Annotated in this window: 23 protein-coding genes; 12 read left to right on the top strand and 11 right to left on the bottom strand. The window is 65.8% G+C overall.

Going from position 1 to position 18,896, the window contains the following annotated elements; translation table 11 throughout:
* Positions 1 to 358: 358 nt before the first annotated feature.
* From QX041_RS22025 to QX041_RS22000, 6 genes are all read right to left on the bottom strand, one after another.
* Complete coding sequence (locus QX041_RS22025) at positions 359 to 514, bottom strand: hypothetical protein (RefSeq protein WP_315714164.1); 156 nt, start codon at positions 512 to 514, stop codon at positions 359 to 361.
* A gap of 91 nt (positions 515 to 605) precedes the next feature.
* Entirely contained in the window at positions 606 to 1,181 is a 576-nt protein-coding gene (locus tag QX041_RS22020) for a flavin reductase family protein (RefSeq protein WP_315714163.1), read from the bottom strand.
* A 14-nt stretch (positions 1,182 to 1,195) separates the two neighbouring features.
* Positions 1,196 to 2,056, bottom strand: a complete 861-nt coding sequence (locus QX041_RS22015; RefSeq protein ID WP_315714162.1) for an ATP-binding cassette domain-containing protein — start codon at positions 2,054 to 2,056, stop codon at positions 1,196 to 1,198.
* A 9-nt stretch (positions 2,057 to 2,065) separates the two neighbouring features.
* Positions 2,066 to 2,872, bottom strand: coding sequence for an ABC transporter permease subunit (locus QX041_RS22010; RefSeq protein WP_316166534.1), 807 nt, complete (start codon positions 2,870 to 2,872; stop codon positions 2,066 to 2,068).
* Positions 2,869 to 4,047 carry an FMNH2-dependent alkanesulfonate monooxygenase gene (gene ssuD, locus QX041_RS22005; RefSeq protein ID WP_316166533.1) on the bottom strand — a complete coding sequence of 393 codons (1,179 nt, stop codon included), beginning with the start codon at positions 4,045 to 4,047 and terminating at the stop codon, positions 2,869 to 2,871. Before ssuD ends, QX041_RS22010 begins: the two co-directional genes overlap by 4 nt.
* Positions 4,048 to 4,083: 36 nt before the next feature.
* The gene (locus tag QX041_RS22000; protein WP_316166532.1) at positions 4,084 to 5,040 is read right to left on the bottom strand and encodes an aliphatic sulfonate ABC transporter substrate-binding protein; all 957 of its coding nucleotides are present in this window, start codon (positions 5,038 to 5,040) and stop codon (positions 4,084 to 4,086) included.
* Positions 5,041 to 5,429: 389 nt separating this feature from the next.
* Between QX041_RS22000 and napE the strand changes: the two genes are divergently transcribed.
* From napE to ppk2, 7 genes are all read left to right on the top strand, one after another.
* Positions 5,430 to 5,615 carry a periplasmic nitrate reductase, NapE protein gene (napE, locus tag QX041_RS21995; protein WP_315714158.1) on the top strand — a complete coding sequence of 62 codons (186 nt, stop codon included), beginning with the start codon at positions 5,430 to 5,432 and terminating at the stop codon, positions 5,613 to 5,615.
* A 16-nt stretch (positions 5,616 to 5,631) separates the two neighbouring features.
* Positions 5,632 to 5,952, top strand: a complete 321-nt coding sequence (locus tag QX041_RS21990; RefSeq protein WP_315750094.1) for a chaperone NapD — start codon at positions 5,632 to 5,634, stop codon at positions 5,950 to 5,952.
* 15 nt (positions 5,953 to 5,967) lie between these two features.
* Entirely contained in the window at positions 5,968 to 8,472 is a 2,505-nt protein-coding gene (gene napA, locus QX041_RS21985; protein WP_316166531.1) for a nitrate reductase catalytic subunit NapA, read from the top strand.
* Positions 8,473 to 8,477: 5 nt separating this feature from the next.
* Positions 8,478 to 8,948: a nitrate reductase cytochrome c-type subunit gene (locus QX041_RS21980; RefSeq protein ID WP_315714155.1), complete on the top strand. Its 471-nt coding sequence runs from the start codon at positions 8,478 to 8,480 to the stop codon at positions 8,946 to 8,948.
* Positions 8,945 to 9,607: a NapC/NirT family cytochrome c gene (locus QX041_RS21975; RefSeq protein ID WP_316166530.1), complete on the top strand. Its 663-nt coding sequence runs from the start codon at positions 8,945 to 8,947 to the stop codon at positions 9,605 to 9,607. Before QX041_RS21980 ends, QX041_RS21975 begins: the two co-directional genes overlap by 4 nt.
* A gap of 267 nt (positions 9,608 to 9,874) precedes the next feature.
* On the top strand, positions 9,875 to 10,984 hold the full coding sequence (locus QX041_RS21970; protein ID WP_315733892.1) for an ATP-dependent RecD-like DNA helicase: 1,110 nt from the start codon (positions 9,875 to 9,877) through the stop codon (positions 10,982 to 10,984).
* A 146-nt stretch (positions 10,985 to 11,130) separates the two neighbouring features.
* Positions 11,131 to 12,261 (top strand): polyphosphate kinase 2, encoded by a 1,131-nt coding sequence (gene ppk2 / locus QX041_RS21965; RefSeq protein ID WP_315714151.1) that lies wholly within the window; start codon positions 11,131 to 11,133, stop codon positions 12,259 to 12,261.
* A 10-nt stretch (positions 12,262 to 12,271) separates the two neighbouring features.
* On the opposite strand, the gene QX041_RS21960 is transcribed toward ppk2, so the two are convergent.
* Positions 12,272 to 12,523 (bottom strand): hypothetical protein, encoded by a 252-nt coding sequence (locus QX041_RS21960; RefSeq protein WP_316166529.1) that lies wholly within the window; start codon positions 12,521 to 12,523, stop codon positions 12,272 to 12,274.
* A gap of 178 nt (positions 12,524 to 12,701) precedes the next feature.
* Complete coding sequence (locus QX041_RS21955; protein ID WP_315750089.1) at positions 12,702 to 12,959, bottom strand: hypothetical protein; 258 nt, start codon at positions 12,957 to 12,959, stop codon at positions 12,702 to 12,704.
* A 1,046-nt stretch (positions 12,960 to 14,005) separates the two neighbouring features.
* Between QX041_RS21955 and msrA the strand changes: the two genes are divergently transcribed.
* From msrA to QX041_RS21940, 3 genes are all read left to right on the top strand, one after another.
* Positions 14,006 to 14,719, top strand: a complete 714-nt coding sequence (gene msrA / locus QX041_RS21950) for a peptide-methionine (S)-S-oxide reductase MsrA (protein WP_316166528.1) — start codon at positions 14,006 to 14,008, stop codon at positions 14,717 to 14,719.
* A 112-nt stretch (positions 14,720 to 14,831) separates the two neighbouring features.
* Entirely contained in the window at positions 14,832 to 15,242 is a 411-nt protein-coding gene (msrB, locus tag QX041_RS21945; RefSeq protein ID WP_315750087.1) for a peptide-methionine (R)-S-oxide reductase MsrB, read from the top strand.
* A 397-nt stretch (positions 15,243 to 15,639) separates the two neighbouring features.
* On the top strand, positions 15,640 to 15,924 hold the full coding sequence (locus QX041_RS21940; RefSeq protein ID WP_315714146.1) for a hypothetical protein: 285 nt from the start codon (positions 15,640 to 15,642) through the stop codon (positions 15,922 to 15,924).
* Positions 15,925 to 16,023: 99 nt separating this feature from the next.
* On the opposite strand, the gene QX041_RS21935 is transcribed toward QX041_RS21940, so the two are convergent.
* A complete protein-coding gene (locus QX041_RS21935) occupies positions 16,024 to 16,557 on the bottom strand; it encodes a DUF4112 domain-containing protein (protein WP_315750086.1) in 534 nt (177 codons plus the stop codon).
* A 75-nt stretch (positions 16,558 to 16,632) separates the two neighbouring features.
* A complete protein-coding gene (locus tag QX041_RS21930) occupies positions 16,633 to 17,592 on the bottom strand; it encodes an AraC family transcriptional regulator (protein ID WP_315714144.1) in 960 nt (319 codons plus the stop codon).
* Between the two features lie 261 nt (positions 17,593 to 17,853).
* Between QX041_RS21930 and QX041_RS21925 the strand changes: the two genes are divergently transcribed.
* Both QX041_RS21925 and QX041_RS21920 read left to right on the top strand, forming a co-directional pair.
* The gene (locus QX041_RS21925; protein WP_315714143.1) at positions 17,854 to 18,099 is read left to right on the top strand and encodes a hypothetical protein; all 246 of its coding nucleotides are present in this window, start codon (positions 17,854 to 17,856) and stop codon (positions 18,097 to 18,099) included.
* Positions 18,100 to 18,131: 32 nt separating this feature from the next.
* Positions 18,132 to 18,380 carry a GCG_CRPN prefix-to-repeats domain-containing protein gene (locus QX041_RS21920; protein WP_315714142.1) on the top strand — a complete coding sequence of 83 codons (249 nt, stop codon included), beginning with the start codon at positions 18,132 to 18,134 and terminating at the stop codon, positions 18,378 to 18,380.
* Between the two features lie 24 nt (positions 18,381 to 18,404).
* Here QX041_RS21920 and QX041_RS21915 read toward each other — a convergent pair whose 3' ends face one another.
* Positions 18,405 to 18,842 carry a DUF5413 family protein gene (locus QX041_RS21915; protein ID WP_315714141.1) on the bottom strand — a complete coding sequence of 146 codons (438 nt, stop codon included), beginning with the start codon at positions 18,840 to 18,842 and terminating at the stop codon, positions 18,405 to 18,407.
* Between the last annotated feature and the right edge of the window lie 54 nt (positions 18,843 to 18,896).

Genomic DNA, 18,896 nt, shown 5'->3' with positions numbered 1-18,896 from the left:
TGCTGTCAGGCTGCTGGGAGCAGACGTCGCACGCACCGCTCGTCAATCCGTCGTCGGGTCAGGAATGGGGCGCCCGGAGCTGGTGCTTCGCAGGCAAGGGCAAGCTGATCTCGCGAACGGTTGCCTGTGGCAGGGATGGCTGCGACGGTTGGGACAACGAACGCAGCTATCGCTGGCGGCCGCCCACCCTGTCGCTATCCGATGTCGAGACGTCGCCGGATGGCGGACACATCAAAGTGTGGCGCCGCTGCCGCGTGCAGTTTCTGACCGACGATTGGATGCAGCTACAGGACTGTGAACAGTCCCCGGATCCGTGGGTTCGCGAGAATACGCCGGCGCGTCGTCGCCGGGTACAGCCTCACGAATAGTTCGGCGCCTCGGGATTGCGGAAGATGTGAATGGGATCGCCGGGCGTGAACTCGCGTTGCGTCAGCACGGCATAGGCATAGAGCGCGAGATACAGGATCGCGGCCGTGCCGATCACATAGAGCGCCCAGGTCCCGATCCGTTTCATCAGCTCCGCCGCAAACACCGCCTCAAGGCCGCGGTGCTTTTACGGCGTCCAGCTTCGGGACGCCACCCTGCGGCCAACCGCCGCTCACCGCCTAGGGCTCGTCCTGCGGATCGGGCCCGCCGAGGGGGGCGAGCCGGGCCACGTCCTCGTCGCGGTCGACGTGCACATAGCCGCCATGCCAATATGCCAGGGCTGCCGATTGCGGCGCCACCTCGACATGCACCACGCGGCCGATCACGATGCCATGAGAGTGCCGCTCGATGATCTCCTCGACCTCGCAGTCCAGCGCGGCGAGTGCCCCGACCAGGAGCGGCACGCCGGTCACGTGCTTGCGCCACTCCGCGCCGGCGAACCGCTCGGCGCCTCTGAGACCGCCTTTACCCGAGAACCGCTCGGCCACGCCGACCTGGTCCGCGGCGAGCAGATTGGCGCCGAAAACACGCTCCCGCTGCAGGATCGGCCAAGACGAGGCGTTCCGATTGAGGCTCACGATCACGGACGCCGGCTCGATGGAGAGCGATGACAGCGAACTCACCGTCATGCCGGTGACCTCATCGCCGCGCCCGACGGTGATCACGCTCACGCCCCCGACCAGCTGGCGCATCGCGGAGCGGAAATCGGGCTGAAGCGCGGTGGCGTCGGGCATGTGGCGGACGATGGAGTTCATTGCGATATTCTCTCCTAACCCGCCGTGCCCGGTCCAAGCAACTGGCCCAGGATCGAGCCTTCCTGCGCCGCAAGCTCCGCAGAGCCACGCTGGCGCGGGCGCGGCAGATCGACCATGATATCCTCGGCGATCCGGCCATTCTCGATGACCAGAACCCGGTCGGCCAGGGCCACGGCTTCCGCCACGTCATGGGTGACCAGGATTGCGGTGAAGGTTTGATCGGCCCAGACCCGCTCCAGCAGCCGCTGCATCGCGATCCGCGTCAGCGCATCGAGGGCGCCGAGCGGCTCGTCGAACGCCAGCAGGCGCGGACCGCTGACGAGCGCGCGCGCCAGCGCGACGCGCTGCTTCTGGCCGCCGGACAGCACCGCCGGCCATTGGTCGCGCTTGTCGGCGAGACCCACTTCCTCCAGCGCCTGCCGCGCGCGCTCATGCGCGCCGGCGGCCTTGCGCTCGCGGCCGAGGCCGACCTCGACGTTGCCGAGCACCCGCGCCCACGGCAGCAGCCGCGGTTCCTGGAACATGACGCGGACGTCCTCGGGCCGCGCCGCGGCTTCACCGAAGCTGATGCTGCCCGACGTCGGCTTGTCCAGACCTGCGATCAGGCGGAGCAGCGTGCTCTTGCCGCAGCCACTCTGACCGACGATCGCCACGAACTGACCGCCCGGAATCTCGAGATCGATGCCGCGCAGCACCTCGTTGTCGCCGAACGCCTTGCGAAGGTCGCGGATCACCAGCGGCAGGCCGCGCGTCGCGGGTTTGGCCGGGGTCACGCCGGCCTTCCTCGCGTGGCGGAAGGCCTCGGCATGCCCGATCACGTCAGTGCCGTCGATCGCCTCGACGCCGGACACGGGAATTCGGAGCGCTTGCTGCATTTACGAACCTCAATGTTTGCTGAAGGCCGGATGCCAGGACAGCGTCATCCGTTCCAGCACCCGCGAAGCGCTGTCGGCGACCTTGCCCAGCAGGGCGTAGATCAGGATGGAAAGCACGACGACGTCGATCTGCATGAACTCGCGCGCCTGCATCGCCATGTAGCCGAGGCCCGAAGAAGCCGCGATCGTCTCGGCGACAATCAAGGTGAGCCACATGATGCCGAGCGCGAAGCGCAGACCGACGAAGATCGACGGCAACGCACCGGGGAAGATCACGCGGCGAAACAGTTCGCCGTCGGTCATGCCGTAGACGCGGCCCATTTCAATGAGTTGCGGATCGACGGTGCGAATCCCGTGCAGCGTGTTGAGGTAGACGGGGAAGAACACGCCGAGGGCCACCAGGAACAGTTTTGCGCTCTCGTCGATGCCGAACCACAGGATGACCAGCGGGATCAGCGCCAGATGTGGCACGTTGCGCACCATCTGCAGCGTGGTGTCCGTCAGCTTCGCCGACAGCTGCGACAGGCCATTGGCGAGCCCGAAGGCGAAGCCGATGCCGCCACCGATCAAGAAGCCGATCGAGGCGCGCCAGAAGCTGACCCAGACGTTACGGCCGAGTTCGCCTGATAGCAGCAGCTTCCATCCGGCGCGTGCGACGTCGGTCGGCGCCGGCAGTACCCGCGGCGACACCAGGCCGGCGACCGAGGCCGCCTGCCAGATCAGGATGATCGCGAGCGGCACCAGCCAGGGGATCAGCGCATCCGCGCGCGGCACCACGAGCTTGCGGACCTTGGGAAGACTTTCGATCAGGCTCATGACTGCGAGGCTCTCTGCAACGGACGATGCTCGTTGGCGATGGTCTCACCGAATGGGCCGGTGTTGGTGCGCAGTTTGGTCACGTTGCCGGCCTGCTCGGACACCTTCAGCCCAAGCTTGGGAAACACCAGCTCGGCGAAGCGGTAGGCTTCTTCGAGATGCGGGTAGCCGGACAGGATGAAGGTGTCGATGCCGAGCTCCTGGTACTCGCGGATGCGCGCCGCGACCGTGTCGGGATCGCCGACCAGCGCGGTGCCGGCGCCGCCGCGGACGAGGCCCACGCCGGCCCACAGATTCGGGCTGATCTCGAGCTTGTCGCGCCGGCCGCCGTGCAGCTGCGACATGCGCTGCTGGCCGACCGAATCCATCCGCGCAAAAATCTTCTGTGCCGAGGCGATGGTGTCGTCGGTGACGTGCTTGATGAGGTCGTCGGCGGCGACCCACGCCTCCGCGTTGGTCTCGCGCACGATCACATGCAGGCGGATGCCGAACGACAGCCTGCGGCCACGGCTGTCGGCGACTGCTCTCACCTTGGCGATCTTCGCCGCGACATCTGCCGGCGGCTCGCCCCAGGTAAGATACTTCTCGACCGTATCGACGGCGACGTCGATGCCGGCATCCGACGAGCCTCCGAAGAACAGCGGCGGGCGTGGCGACTGCACCGGTGGGAACAGCAGCCGGCCATCCTCGACCTTGATGTGCTTGCCGGCGAAGTCGACGGATTCGCCTTCGAGCAGCGCGTTGTAGACGGTGAGAAACTCGCGGGTGACCTCGTAGCGCTCCTCATGCGACAGGAAGATGCCGTCGCCCTTGTTCTCGACCGGATCGCCGCCGGTGACGACGTTGACCAGCAGGCGACCGTTGGTGACGCGGTCGAGTGTCGCGGTCATGCGCGCGGCCACGGCCGGCGATTGCAGACCCGGACGCACCGCGACGAGATACCGCAGCTTCTCGGTGAATGGCGCCACGGCCGACGCCACGATCCAGGAATCCTCGCAGCTGCGTCCCGTCGGGATCAGCACGCCGTAATAGCCGAGCTGATCGGCGGCCTGCGCCACCTGGCGCAGATAGTTGAAGTTGACCTCGCGGCCGCCTTGCGAGGTGCCGAGATAGCGGCCGTCGCCATGGGTCGGCAGGAACCAAAGCACATTGGGCTTCGACGAAGCGTTGCTCATGTCGTTCTCTTTCGGATTTGAGTGGCGGGACAGCCGTCAGGTGGACGGCGTCCATTTCCAGACGATGTCGGCGACGTTGACGGCTTTGGGAATGAGGCCGACACGGGCGAAGCGGTCGGCGACGGCCTGCTGGCTCTTGATCACTTCGTCGTCGATCGGCACGACGCTATAGACCGAGCGGTCGACGAAGCGCTTGACCGCCTCAAGATCGACGCCGGTGGCCTCGGCCTGCGCCTTGGCGACCTCGTCGTGATGGCTGTTGGCCCACACGCCTTCGGCGGCGAAAGCCGCGTTCAGCCTGGCGACGACGGCCGGATACTTTTCGACGAAGTCGGAGCCGACGATGTAGAATGAGTTCGGCTTGTGGACATCCTTGTCCCACACGATCACGCGCGCATTCTCCTTGAGCTCGGCAAGCGCGAGATACGGATCCCAGATCGACCAGGCATCGACCGAGCCTTTGACGAAGGCGGCGGTGGCATCGGCGGGCGCGAGCGGCGCCGGCGTGATGTCGGTCCAGGACAGGCCCGCCTTCTCCAGCGCGGCGACCAGGAGATTGTGCGCGCTCGAGCCCTTGCCAAAGGCGACCCGCTTGCCTTTGAGATCGGCGAGCGACTTGATCGGCGAGTCCTTGGGCACGATGATCGCCTGGCTGCTGCCGTTCTGCTTGACGGCCGCCGCGTAGCGGATCTTGGCACCGGCGGCCTGCGCGAAGATCGGCGGCGCGTCGCCGACATAGCCGAAATCGACGCTGCCGACATTGATGGCCTCCAGCAGCGGCGGGCCGAACTGGAAGTCGACCCAGACGATGTCGATGCCGACAGGCTTGAACGTATCCTCGATGGTGCGGCGCGCCTTCACCGCCGGGAAGAAGCCGCCCTTCTGGGTGCCGATGCGGATCTCCTTCGGCTTGTCCTCGGCGCGCAGCGGCGCCGCTGAGGCCATCACCGCAGCCGATGCCAACGACAATTTCAGAAAATCACGACGCTTCATTGCCCTCTCCGACCAAGACTGCATCCGCATTGATGCAATGCACAGAATGATGGTGGCAGGCGCAACGCGTGTCGAGCGTCCCGGAAAAATAGCGATGCGGGTCCTATCGGCTTACGGCCGGAGGGGATGTTCGTATCGAGACCGCGGCGCAGAGCAGCGAGAATTTCTCGCAAGCAAAGCTGCGATCACGCGTCTTCACAGCCCGTCAACCAAGAGCTCAGTGGGGACCGGCGCGACTCCGCTCTGGCGGTGCGCCGGTGTGCGCGGGGTTCCGCCCGCTTGATCCAGGTCAACGCCGGTTTCCGGAGCCTTCTTAAACATAAGATCAGGCGCGGCCCGGATGCCGCAATCCCTCCTGAACTGAACCTCCCCTAGCAGAGAATTCTCTCATGTCGCTCGTTGGCGGCGATGCGAACGCGCGTGCGCGTCGCAGACGCATGGAAATTGTTGCCTTCCTGTTTCTCACCGCTGTGCTGATGCCCGCGCTCGCGGTCGCCACCGTCGGCTCCTACGGGCTCACGGTCTGGGTTTACCAGATGATGGCCGGGCCACCCGGGCCGCCCGCGGCGCACTGATCGGAAGGACCCCGCCATGCTCTCACACCGCACCTCCCTCGACCGCCGTGCTCTGATCACCGGCCGAGTCCTCACCGCCGATCCCGTCGTCGCACCGGCCAAGGGCGAGATCGCCAGCATCATCGTGCAGACCCGGCCCGAGCAGCTCGACCGCGTCGAAGCCGACATCCTCGCGCTGTCCGGCTGCGAGATTCACGGCCGCGACGCACGCGGCAAGCTGATCGTCGTCGTCGATGCGCCCGATGCCGGCGCGCTCGGCGCCACCATGAACCGGATCGGACTGCTGCCGCACGTGCACTCCGCCTGCCTCGTCTTCCACGCCATCGACGCCGGCTAATCACACGAGACACCAATGACCGACATGAAGATCGATCGTCGCCAGATGCTGAAGCTGGAAGCCGCCGCGATTGCCGCGGCCGCCGCCGGCATCCCCGGCAGCTCGCTTGCGGCGAACCTCGTCACCGAGCGCGAAGCCAGCGAGCTGAAATGGGACAAGGCCGCCTGCCGCTTCTGCGGCACCGGCTGCAGCGTGATGGTCGCGACCAAGGACAACCGCGTCGTCGCCACGCATGGCGACATCAAGGCCGAGGTCAATCGCGGCCTCAACTGCGTCAAGGGCTACTTCCTCTCGAAGATCATGTACGGCCATGACCGCCTGACGCATCCGATGCTGCGCAAGACGAACGGCAAGTACGACAAGAACGGCGAGTTCACCCCCGTCTCCTGGGACGAAGCGTTCGACGTCATGGCCGCGAAGTACAAAGACGCGCTGAAGAAGCGCGGTCCCTCCGGCGTCGGCATGTTCGGCTCGGGACAGTGGACGATCTGGGAAGGCTACGCTGCGTCAAAGCTGTTCAAGGCCGGCTTCCGCTCCAACAACATCGATCCGAATGCGCGGCACTGCATGGCCTCGGCCGTCGCCGGCATGATGCGCACCTTCGGCATCGACGAGCCGGCCGGCTGCTACGACGACATCGAGGCCACCGATGCGTTCGTGCTGTGGGGCTCCAACATGGCGGAGATGCATCCGATCCTGTGGAGCCGCGTCACCGACCGGCGCCTGTCGGCGCCGCATGTCAAGGTCGCTGTGCTCTCGACCTTCGAGCATCGCTCGTTCGACCTCGCCGACATCGGCATGGTGTTCAAGCCGCAGACCGATCTCTATCTCCTCAACGCGATCGCCAACCACATCATCAAGACCGGCCGCGTCAACAAGGAGTTCGTCCAGGCGCATACGGTGTTCAAGAAGGGCCAGACCGACATCGGCTACGGCCTGCGCCCGGAGCATCCGCTGCAGAAGAAGGCCACCGGCGCAGCCAAGGCCAACGACGCCACCGACATCTCGTTCGACGAGTATGCCAAGTTCGTCTCCGACTATACGCTGGAGAAGGCCGCCGAGGTGTCCGGCGTGCCGCTGAATCGGCTCGAGGCGCTGGCCGAGCTCTATGCCGATCCGAAGACCAAGGTGGTCTCGTTCTGGACCATGGGCTTCAACCAGCACACCCGCGGTGTCTGGTGCAACAACCTCGTCTACAACATCCATCTCCTGACCGGGAAGATCAGCGAGCCCGGCAACAGCCCGTTCTCGCTGACCGGCCAGCCCTCGGCCTGCGGCACCGCGCGCGAGGTCGGCACCTTCTCGCACCGCCTGCCCGCCGACATGGTGGTCACCAACAAGGAGCACCGCGCCAAGGCCGAGCACATCTGGCAGTTGCCGGAAGGCACGATCCCCGACAAGCCGGGCTATCACGCCGTGCTGCAGAGCCGGATGCTGAAGGACGGCCTGCTCAACGCCTATTGGGTGCAGGTCAACAACAACCTCCAGGCCGGCCCCAACGCGAACGAAGAGACCTATCCGGGCTTCCGCAATCCGGACAATTTCATCGTCGTCTCCGACGCCTATCCGTCGGTCACCGCGCTCGCCGCCGATCTCATTTTGCCGACGGCAATGTGGGTGGAAAAGGAAGGCGCCTATGGCAATGCCGAGCGCCGCACCCAGTTCTGGCACCAGCTCGTGTCGGCACCGGGCGAGGCACGCTCGGATCTCTGGCAGTTGATGGAGTTCTCCAAGCGCTTCAAGATCGAGGAGGTCTGGCCCGAGGAGCTGATCGCCAAGAAGCCCGACGTGCGCGGCAAGACGCTGTTCGACGTGCTCTACAGGAACGGCCAGGTCGACAAGTTTCCGCTCGACCAGATCGAGCCGGGCTATGCCAACGACGAGTCCAAGGCGTTCGGCTTCTACGTCCACAAGGGCCTGTTCGAGGAATACGCCTCGTTCGGCCGCGGCCATGGCCATGACCTGGCGCCGTTCGAGGCCTATCACCGGGAGCGCGGCCTGCGCTGGCCGGTGGTCGACGGCAAGGAGACGCGCTGGCGGTTTCGCGAGGGCTCTGATCCTTACGTCAAGGCCGGCACCGGCGTGCAGTTCTACGGCTTCCCCGACGGCAAGGCGCGCATCTTCGCTTTGCCCTACGAGCCGCCGGCGGAATCGCCCGACAAGGACTATCCGTTCTGGCTGTCGACGGGACGCGTGGTCGAGCATTGGCATTCCGGCACGATGACGCGCCGCGTGCCCGAGCTCTACAAGGCGTTCCCCGAAGCCGTCTGCTTCATGCATCCGGACGATGCCGAGGCCGCGAACTTGAGGCGCGGTGACGAGGTCAAGGTCGCCTCGCGCCGCGGCTTCATCCGCGCCCGCGTCGAGACCCGCGGCCGCGACAAGCCGCCGCGCGGCCTCGTCTTCGTGCCGTGGTTCGACGAGTCGAAGCTGATCAACAAGGTGACGCTCGACGCCACCGATCCGATCTCGCTGCAGACCGACTACAAGAAATGCGCCGTGCGCATCGAGCGGGTGTGACCATCATGATGAGAAAAATCGCTGTCATGCTGATCGCGGCCAGCGTTGCGGCCGGATCGAGCGCCCTGCTCGCCCAGAGCGTCTCGTCCTCGCTGCGCGGTCCTGCACCGCTCAACGACGAGGGTCCTGCGCCGCCGATGCAGCCGATGAAGAACACCGCCGAGAAGGAGGTGCGCAACTATCCGGAGCAGCCACCGGTGATTCCGCATGCCATCGACGGCTATCAGGTCGACATGCAGGGCAACAAATGCCTGTCCTGCCACGCCCGGGCGCGCACGGCGGAGTCGAAGGCGCCGATGCTGTCGATCACCCACTTCATGGATCGCGACGGCCAGTTCCTGGCGTCGGTGTCGCCGCGGCGCTACTTCTGCACCCAGTGCCACGTGCCGCAGAGCGTCGCCAATCCGCCGGTCAGCAACGACTTCGTCGACATCGACACGCTGCTGGCGCACGACAGGCCGGGGGGCAAGCGATGAGCAGCGCCGACATCCCGGAGGGCGCCAAAGCGCCCGTCCCCGAAAAGCGGCTCGGCCTTTCCGGCCGCGCCTGGCAGTTCATTCTCGACCTCATCGACGTGCTGCTGAAGCCGAGCTCCGTGTTCGGGCTCGGCGTGCTGGTGCTCGCCGGCTTCCTCGCCGGCGTCATCTTCTGGGGCGGCTTCAACACCGCGCTGGAGATCACCAACACCGAGAAGTTCTGTACCAGCTGTCACGAGATGCGCGACAACGTGTTCGCCGAGCTGAAGACGACCGTCCACTTCTCCAACCGCTCCGGTGTGCGCGCCAGCTGCCCGGACTGCCATGTGCCGCACAACTGGACCGACAAGATCGCGCGCAAGATGCAGGCCTCCAAGGAGGTCTGGGGCCATCTGTTCGGCTCGATCGACACCCGCGAGAAGTTCACCGACCGAAGGCTGGAACTGGCGTTGCACGAATGGGCGCGCTTCAAGGCGAACGACTCGCTCGAATGCCGCAACTGCCACAGCGCGCAGTCGATGGACATCACCAAGCAGTCGCCGCGCGCCGTCGAAGCCCACCAGCGCTTCCTCTTCACCGGCGAGAAGACCTGCATCGACTGCCACAAGGGCATCGCGCATCACCTGCCGGACATGCGCGGCGTGCCGGGCTGGCAGTAGGCTTCCTCTGGAGGGGAACGAGCGATCGCCGCAGGCACGCTGTGCCCCCTCCCCCGCTTGCGGGGGAGGGCTGGGGGTGGGGGGCGCCACACGGGCAGTCCCGCCGGAGCGTTCCCCCACCCGCTTCGCATCTTCCGATGCGATGCGACCTCCCCCGCAAGCGGGGGAGGCGTGGACCCATTCACATCGAGCGCTTGATCTCTCCCCGTCAGCCCTTAGGTTCACGGAATGTCCCCGAGTCGCCTCGCGGCTCCATTTCGTTGAGCCATGACCACCTTCTCCCCGCATCAGGATTCCGCCCTCAAGGCCGTCGGCGACTGGCTGAAAGCCAAGCCAGGCAAGAACGGCACGCCGCAGGTGTTCCGGCTGTTCGGCTATGCCGGAACCGGCAAGACCACGCTGGCCCGCCACATCGCCGAAGACGTCGACGGCGAGGTCAAGTTCGCGGCCTTCACCGGCAAGGCGGCGCTGGTGATGCGCAGCAAGGGCTGCGACAATGCCTCCACCATCCACTCGCTGATCTATCGCGCGCAGGAGAGCGGCGAGGAGCAGCCGAACTTCGAATTGTGGGACGACGCGCCGGCGTCCAAGGCCAAGCTGATCATCATCGACGAATGCTCGATGGTCGACGCCGATCTCGGCCGTGATCTCCTGTCCTTCGACTGCCCGTTGCTGGTGCTCGGCGATCCCGCGCAGCTGCCGCCGGTCAAGGGCGGCGGCTTCTTCACCGAGAGCGAGCCCGACGTGATGCTCACCGAGGTGCATCGCCAGGCCAAGGACGATCCGATCGTGCGGATGTCGATGGACGTGCGCGAAGGCAACACGCTCGACATCGGCCGCTACGGCGAGAGCGAGGTGGTGGAGCGCCGCGAGCTCGATCCGTCGCGCGTGATGGAGGCCGACCAGGTGCTGGTCGGCCGCAACGCCACCCGCCGCGCCTACAACAACCGCTTTCGACAGCGCCTCGACATCGAGGACGCCCTCCCCGTCGCCGGCGACAAGCTGGTCTGCCTGCGCAACAACCGCAAGAAGGGCCTGTTCAATGGCGGGCTATGGCGGGTGAAGTCGCGCGCGACCTCGAAATCCAAGATCGTGACGATGCGGGTTGCGCCCGACGAGGATCTCGGACGCAAGGTGACGAAAGTCTCGGTGCGCGGCGAATGCTTCGGCGGCGGCATCGAGGACATCCCGTGGGAGCAGCGCAAGCCTTACGACGAGTTCGACTACGGCTACGTGCTGACCGTGCACAAGTCGCAGGGCTCGCAATGGGACGACGTGGTGCTGTTCGACGAGAGCTTTGCCTTCCAGGAGAGCCGCGCCCGCTGGCTCTACACCGGAATCACACGGGCCGCGAAGCGGCTGTCGATCGTGGTGTAACGCCGGCTTTACCGCGCGAGACGATTTCGCTCGCCTCGCTGGTACCCACCTGCGGCCGGTTGATCCACGTCAACCTGACGCAGGGTCCTTGGCGGATAAAAATCGATTCACATCTCTGTTAAACCAACAGCAGGCAGCGGAATCGCATGGCAAAGTCCAAGACCACGAAAGCCAAGGCCTCCAATGGCCGACGCATGAAGCGCGCAGCCGCCACCGTGCACGCCCCGCGCCTGCAATCGGCTGCGGGGCTCGATCCGATCGCCCAGTCGCTGGTCGACGAACAGATGCAGGCTGCGCAGATCACCGGGCTGTCGGCGTTCGAGACCGTGCTGAACGGACCGCCGGCGCTCGACGCCGACAGCGCACCGATCAGGGCCATGCTGGACGGCGCAGCACCCGACGATGCCAAGCTGATGAAGGCGCTGATCGAAGGCAAACAAGCCAAGCGCGACAGGCGCCACACCTCCGACGAGCTCGCCGACAATTGGCGCCAGGGCGGCTACCCCTACAAATACCGGATGTATCGCAAGGACTACGAGGAGCAGAAATTCATCCTGCAGACCGAGCTGCTCAAGCTGCAGAACTGGATGAAGGATGCGCGGCAACGCCTGGTGCTTCTGTTCGAGGGCCGCGATGCCGCCGGCAAGGGCGGCACCATCAAGCGCTTCATGGAGCATCTCAATCCGCGCGGCGCCCGCGTCGTCGCGCTGGACAAGCCGAGCGACGTCGAGCGCGGCCAATGGTACTTCCAGCGCTATGTCGAGCACCTGCCGACCGCCGGCGAGATCGTGCTGTTCGACCGCTCCTGGTACAACCGCGCTGGCGTCGAGCGCGTGATGGGCTTCTGCTCGCAGGCCGAATATGACGAGTTCCTGCGCCAGGTGCCGGAGTTCGAACGCAACCTCGTACGCAGCGGCATGCACCTGATCAAGTTCTGGTTCTCGGTCAGCCGCGAGGAGCAGCGCCGCCGCTTCAAGGAGCGCGAGGCGCATCCGCTGAAGCAGTGGAAGCTGTCACCGATCGACACCGCCTCGCTCGACAAATGGGACGACTACACCCGCGCCAAGGAGGCGATGTTCTTCTCCACCGACACCGCCGACTGCCCGTGGACCGTGATCAAGTCGGACGACAAGAAGCGGGCGCGGCTGAACGCGATGCGCTGCGTGCTGCATTCGCTGCCCTATGCCGGCAAGGACGTCTCACGCATCGGCCAGGTCGACGATCTCATCGTCGGCCGCGCCAGCGTCATCCACGAGCGCGAGGAGCACGCCAACTGAGGCGACGCGCTCAGCGCCGATGACGTCGATGCGGCCCCACGCGATCGGCCGGAGGCATCGCTGCATTTGCATTCGGAAAGGCCGACGTGCCACGGCGGGCCAGTTCCGCCCGCGCCGCCGGCGTCAGCGCGCCGCCATTGAGCACGTCGCGTTCGGGATGCATGGCCGCATAGGCCGCCGGCTCGGAGAATTGGGCCGATGCCGCGGTGGCCGCCAGCGTCGACATCAGCAGAGCTGCCGCCAGGCTCCTGAATGCGATCATGATTGGTCTTCCCTGTTGCGCACCAGTTCGCGCAGGCGATGATGTAGGCAGGCGAAAGCGGCATCCCAATCACGACCGCGCGAGCCGACGGCCGTTCGTGATCGCGCCCATCGCTCAGACGTAGCGCGGCAGCCGCTGTCCGGGCAGCAGATCATAGGGGCGCCTTCCGGGCGACGCGTCATCGCCGCTGCGGCAGCCGATCATACGGGCGGAGATGAGCCGGCGGCGGAAACACGAGCACCGCGCCGGAGGCGCGCACCAGGCCCATTCGTCCCGCCGGCGTCAGTGCGCCGCCGTTGAGCACGTCGCGATCGGGATACATCGCCTGAAACGCCCCCGGCTCCTGCTCGCCGTAGAACCAACCCTGCGCCGATGCAGGCGCGGCAGTCGCCATCGACAGCAGCACGGCTGCCGCCTTCGATTTCCACATTGTCATGATTGTTCTCCAGGTTCTCAAGGGGCGGAGAACGCGCACTCGATTGATCGATGCCCTGGTCAGGGCCCTGCCGGTCGAGGCGCGACCGCCTCTGTATTGACCATCGGATGGAGGAAATATTCGCGGCGTCCCGCCGCGCCGGCATCACGACCGCGACAATGGAATGACATCATGGTTCGAGGATCGGCGAAGCGTGATGGGATCGTGACCTGGCGGGTTGGACGTCGCGCGTCGCGCCGTCGACGATATCGACTATGGTGAATCTCGTAGCTGCCCACCCATGCATGAATCACTGCACCTTCCTCGCATGCGGCAGCGCCGTTCGGCCCGTCGGGCAAATCGGCCGGCGACGACAAAAGCTGTCAATGTCTTCTGAAAAACATAAATCATTTCGCGCCGTGCCCAAATCAGGCTTATGATGCCTGCGTTTCGTTGCACGGCAGGGGACGTATCGCGATCGTCACGGACGTTGGCAGCGAAATGCGATGGATGCGACATGTTGCAGCGGGCGAAGCGCCTGCGGACGAACGGCATGGCGCGGACGGCGAAAGCGTGTGGTCCTGGCCTCCCGACGCTGAGGCCAAGCTGGCGGTGATGATCCGCCGGCGACGGGGGCAAGACAGCCGGTCCCCGGGGAGAGCACGTATAAGCGTTAAAACCATCGCGCAGGGAGGGCCGGATCTGTCCGGCTGAACCTGTGGTACCTGCCGCCTGCATTTTTTCCGCAGGCGGGCCACGGGCCTCAGTCGAGGTCCGGCCTTCCCTGCGCCCTCCGCTTTCGGAGGGCCAATGAACCGGCATCCCTCGGGCAATTCGGGCCGCGAGAACACATCGTCATGCCTGGAACGGTCTCGCCACAACTCCAGCGTCGTCCCGGCACCCATTGGGCGATTGCTTATGCCTCGCGCCACCCGCCTGTTCACGCAGTCGTGTCACGTCCCCCGTAACGCCGGCCGGGCACCGACGTATCTTGCAGCAGAGGCCGGACCGGGCCAGTGTTTCCGGCCGGCGAGACGAGATAAGCCACCCCTCACGAGGATCCGAAGATGCGCCTCACCCGCTCCCTTTTCGTCAAGACAGCCGTGCTCGGTGCGATGGCGGCCGGCGTCCTGGCCTGGCAGCCGCTGCACGCCGCCGAGCAGGCCGTTGTGATCCCGCCGCCGGCCCAGGATCAGCCGGCCTCAGACGCGCTGGAAACCGCTGTCGTCGCCGGCGGCTGCTTCTGGGGCGTCCAGGGCGTCTACCAGCACACGGCCGGCGTGGTCAGCGCCGTGTCCGGCTATGCCGGCGGCACCAAGGCCACGGCCGACTACCGCACGGTCTCGAGCGGCACGACGGGCCACGCGGAATCGGTCCAGATCAAGTACGACCCGAAGAAGATCTCCTATGGCAAGATTCTGCAGATCTTCTTTTCGGTCGTGCACGATCCGACCCAGTTGAACCGACAGGGCCCGGACTCGGGACCGCAATATCGCTCGGCGATCTTCACCACCTCGGAGGCGCAGAGGAAGGTCGCGGAGGCCTATGTCGCCCAGCTCGACAAGGCCAAGGTGTTCGGCAAGCCGATCGTCACCAAGATCGGCAAGCTCGACGCGTTCTATCCGGCCGAGGCCTATCATCAGGACTACCTGACGCTGCACCCGAGCCAGCCCTATATTGCCTATAACGACCTGCCGAAGATCGAGAATCTGAAGAAGATCTTCGCGGAGAACTATGTCGAGAAGCCGACGCTGGTCGGCGAGGCCAAGGCAACGAACTGAGGCGACGAACTAACTGGGTAACGAACTGAGGCGACGACCTGCGGCCGCGACCGAGGCCGATCAGCGCAATGACAGGGAGCGGACCAGTTCGGTCCGCCCGGAGGACAACGGGATGAGCGACACCAAGACGAGCGACAAGGTCATCAAGAGCGAGGCGGAATGGCGCGAGGAGCTGACGCCGATGCAGTACGCCGTGCTGCGCGAGAAGGCGACCGAGCGCCCGTTCTCGGGCGAATACGAGCATGAGCATCGCGCCGGGACCTATGTGTGCGCCGGCTGCGGCCAGACCCTGTTCGAGTCCGACGCCAAATTCGACTCCGGCTGCGGCTGGCCGAGCTTCACCCAGCCGGCGACGGAGAGCCACATCGACGAGGAGACCGACCATACCCACGGCATGGTCCGCACCGAGGTGCTGTGCTCGAAATGCTCCGGCCATCTCGGCCATGTCTTTCCCGACGGCCCGGGGCCGACCGGCCTGCGCTATTGCATCAACTCGGCGGCCCTGAAGCTGAAGCCGCGGTGACGTCTCCATCGGCCCCGGTTCCGTCACGGACGGTAATCGGGGCCGCTGGGCTGGCGGCCGGCGCGGCGCCGGGGGCCAAAACCGGCCACCAGGGGCGAGATTTTAGCCGTGCAGATCGGGCTCTCCTGCATTCACAAGTTGTGGATCGATTAAACCATTGAAAAAATAGGATATTTCAGTAGGCCCCGAACCAGGCCGGATTTACGATGTGAGCGTGCAGGATTCGCATTTCTGCCAAATCGGCCTATATTAGAGACCGTAACTGACTATGCAGGGCCGGGCCGCCTGGAGCGGCAAATCCCGCCCTCCACCCCCGCAATCGCTGGCGTCATTGCCAAGCTGAATGTTTTGAAAGCTCGCGTCAGCGCTTCCAGCCGACAAGAAGAGGTCTCAGACCATGCGTCCACTGCGTCCGTTCAACTTCAACACCTCTGCCGAACTGTTTCCCGCCGCCATCCGCAAGAAGAAGCGGGCGGGCTTCGCCTACCGGCGGTTCGGCACCGCGGCTGAAGCCGTGCGCTTCGCCATGGAGGAGTTGCCTGCGGATTCGCTGAATGGCGCCTACCTGCAGGTCGAGGAAGCCCGCTTCGACCAGAACGGCATCCGCACCTTGTATGAGAGCGAGGCGTTTCCGTTGCCGCGCCGGGGGGTCGACAAGGCGCAGGACGCCGATGCGGCCTGACGGCTGCCAGACCAGTCTTCAACACCCTGCCCCGCCTCGCGCGGGGCAGTTTTTTTATGGGGGTCGGTTTGCGAGGTTTTGGCCCGGTCTCGCAGCGCCTCAACGCGACTGGGTATCCAGCCACCGCCGCAGGATCTTGGCGTTGCGCATGTTGGCGCGGAACAGCACGTCGAAGGCGTCGCCCGCGACGGGGACCATGCCGATCACCCCCTCGACCGCGACATTGCCCAGCATCCGCGTAATGACGTGCCAGGGCGCGCCCAGCGCACGGGCCTCGCGCACCAGCCACAGCGACAGCGCGGTCGCGATGAGGTCGCCGACCACCGGGATCAGGCCGATGATGCCGTCGATGCCATAACGGATGTTGGTGCCGGGCAGGACGAAGGCGACGTCGAGCAGCTTCGCCACGGCCTCCAGCCGCGCGATGCGCTGCTCACGGGTCAGATTGCCGAAGGGATTGGCGGTGTTGAAATCGAAGCGCACACCGTCCGGACCGACGAAGGCGCCGTTGAACGAGGACCGGAAGGAGCCCTGCGGGATCTCACGTCCGTCCTGGTCGATGATCGGTCCGCGCGCCTCATTGGCGTCGAAGTGCGCCTGCGAGGCGCGTCCGCGGCGGGGCGAGGGAGCCATGTGGTCTTGCATACCCATGAGATGGCAACGCGCGGGGCTCGGCACAAGTTGCGTCGAACCGTCGCCTTGTCTCGCCTAGCGGCCCCGGGCGCCGGTCGGCGTCAGCCCGAAGCGGCGCCGGAAGCAGCGGTTGAAATAGGACAGGTCGTTGAAGCCGCAGGCAAACGCGATGTCGCTGATGCGGCGTCCGCCGCCGGCCAGCAGGTCCATGGCCTTGCGCAGGCGCAGCTCGTTCAGCCGGGCCGAGAAGCCGGCGCCGGCCTCATGCAGCAGGTCATTGACGTAGCGCTCGGACAGCCCGGCCGCGACGGCGAGCTTCTGCGCCGAAAAATCCGGCTCGGTGAAGCGGCTGTTCAGAATGGTCAGCAGCCCCGCCAGGCGAACGCTGCGCAGGCCGCCGCGGCCGGCCTTGCGCATCGCGTCGCCGCGCACACCGAGCCCGAGCGCCACCAGATCGAGCAGATGCTGCGCGATCGCCGGGCCGGCCTCGTCGGCCGCGGCGGGATGGGCGAGCAGCAGCTCGCTGTAATCCATCGCCAGCGACAGCGCGCCGCCCGGCGCCAATTCGCGTCCGACCAGATCATCGACACCGGAGACCATCGAGCGCAGCGTCATCATCGGCAGATGCACGTTGACGAAGCGCTTGTGGCTGGCGCCGTCGGCGCTGAAGAAAGGCTCATCGAGCTTGAGCAGCACCATTGCGCCGGGGCGCAGAACGAACTCGCGTCCGCGATGGACGACCATCGCCTCGCGGCTGCCGGCGTTGCGCGCCAGGCAATAGCGGTCGTCATTGGTCGCGAGCACTTGGCGCCGTTCGCGCCTGACACGGGTGAAGGTGCCGTCGCAGCGCCCGAGCAGGGTGGTCCCGATGTGGATCGCGTTCATTGCGGCGCGAAACGGCACGTCCTCGGCCGGATCGAGCTCACCCGTGTTGGAGAAGTGCTCGAACAATTCCGCAAAGCACAAGAAGCGCTGCCTGTCGTCGAGCCCTTTCGGCAGCATGTCGGTCGACAGCATTTTCCTGACGATGGTCATCGAAATCGGACCCGAGGCAAAGGAATTTCCGAAGCAACGCGATCAATGTGGCAGCGGCGGGATGAACGGCCGCTGAAGTCGGCAGAGCTCATCGAGACGGGATCGGGAGCGCCGATCAGTCCAAGTCGCGCGACCGTTCATGCCGATGAGTCCAAGACAGCGGCAACGGGTTCAACTAGCGATGCCGATGGACGCACGCGGACATGCGTTGCGGCCTGCACCCTTCAAGTCGAACAGCCATGAGTACGAGGAGAGATTGAAATGACCATGTCTTCCGCGGCCCGCAAGCTCTGCCTCGGCGCCGCCCTCGCGGGTTGCATCGGGATCGGCTACGCGCTCGGCGCGCAGCCGCACATGACCGCGACTATCACCATGCTGCAATCGGCGCGGGCCGAGCTGGCTCAGGCGACACCGAACAAGGGCGGCCATCGCGAGCGCGCGCTGGGGCTGATCGATCAGGCCATCACCGAGGTGCGTGCCGGCATCGCCTTCGCTGCCGGCGGCTGACCCTTTCGCAAATCACACCAGGGAGACCATCGATGCGAACCATCCTCACCAGCGCGCTCCTGTTGGGAGTTCTCACCGTCGGCGCATCTGCGATGCCGCTGGCTCCGATCGACGCCGGATCCAAGCCTGAGGTGATCCAGGTCGCCGGCGGCTGCGGCCCGGGCTGGCACCGCGGTCCCTATGGCGGATGCCTGCGCAACTACGCCAATCCGGCGGCGCACGCCTGCCCGCGCGGCTTTCACATCGGCCCCGGCGGCCGCTGCCGCGGCAACGGCAGGTAGGGCTGATCGGCTCGTGCGATCGGCTTACGCAGTCGGCGGCTCAGTAACGACCGCCGGCTGCGGCTCCTCAACGAATCTGTGCACCAGCCACGATGACACCGTCGCCGGGATGAAGCCGACCAGCCCGTACAGGATCCACTGCACGATGCCGTATTCGGAGCCATGCGAGGCGTAGTTGAAGGCCGCGAGCAGGAAGGCGATGCCGCCCACCAGCAGCATCCGCAACGTCGGCCCGATGCGCCTGACGTGGAACAGGATGTCGTCGATCGCGCACATCATCAGCGCCGGCAAGAAGCCGAACAGGTAGCTGTATTGCAGCGAGGTGACGAAGACCTTGAACAGCTTGGCCACTTCGCCCGGATTGGTGTTGGTCCAATAACCGGACATGTAGGTCGTGACCAGGAGCAGCGCGAAGCCGCCCAGCGCCGGGCCTACGGCAACGAAGATGAGATATCGCTTCATGCCCAATCTCCTGCCTCGGCGATTCGCCGAACGCGCGAGGCGCGTGCGGCCTGC

This window comes from Bradyrhizobium sp. SZCCHNRI2009 (assembly GCF_032485115.1).
In the GTDB taxonomy this organism is placed as follows: Bacteria; Pseudomonadota; Alphaproteobacteria; order Rhizobiales; family Xanthobacteraceae; genus Bradyrhizobium.
The sequence above is the reverse complement of the archived record's forward strand: the minus strand, read 5'-3'. Positions and strand labels throughout refer to the sequence as shown.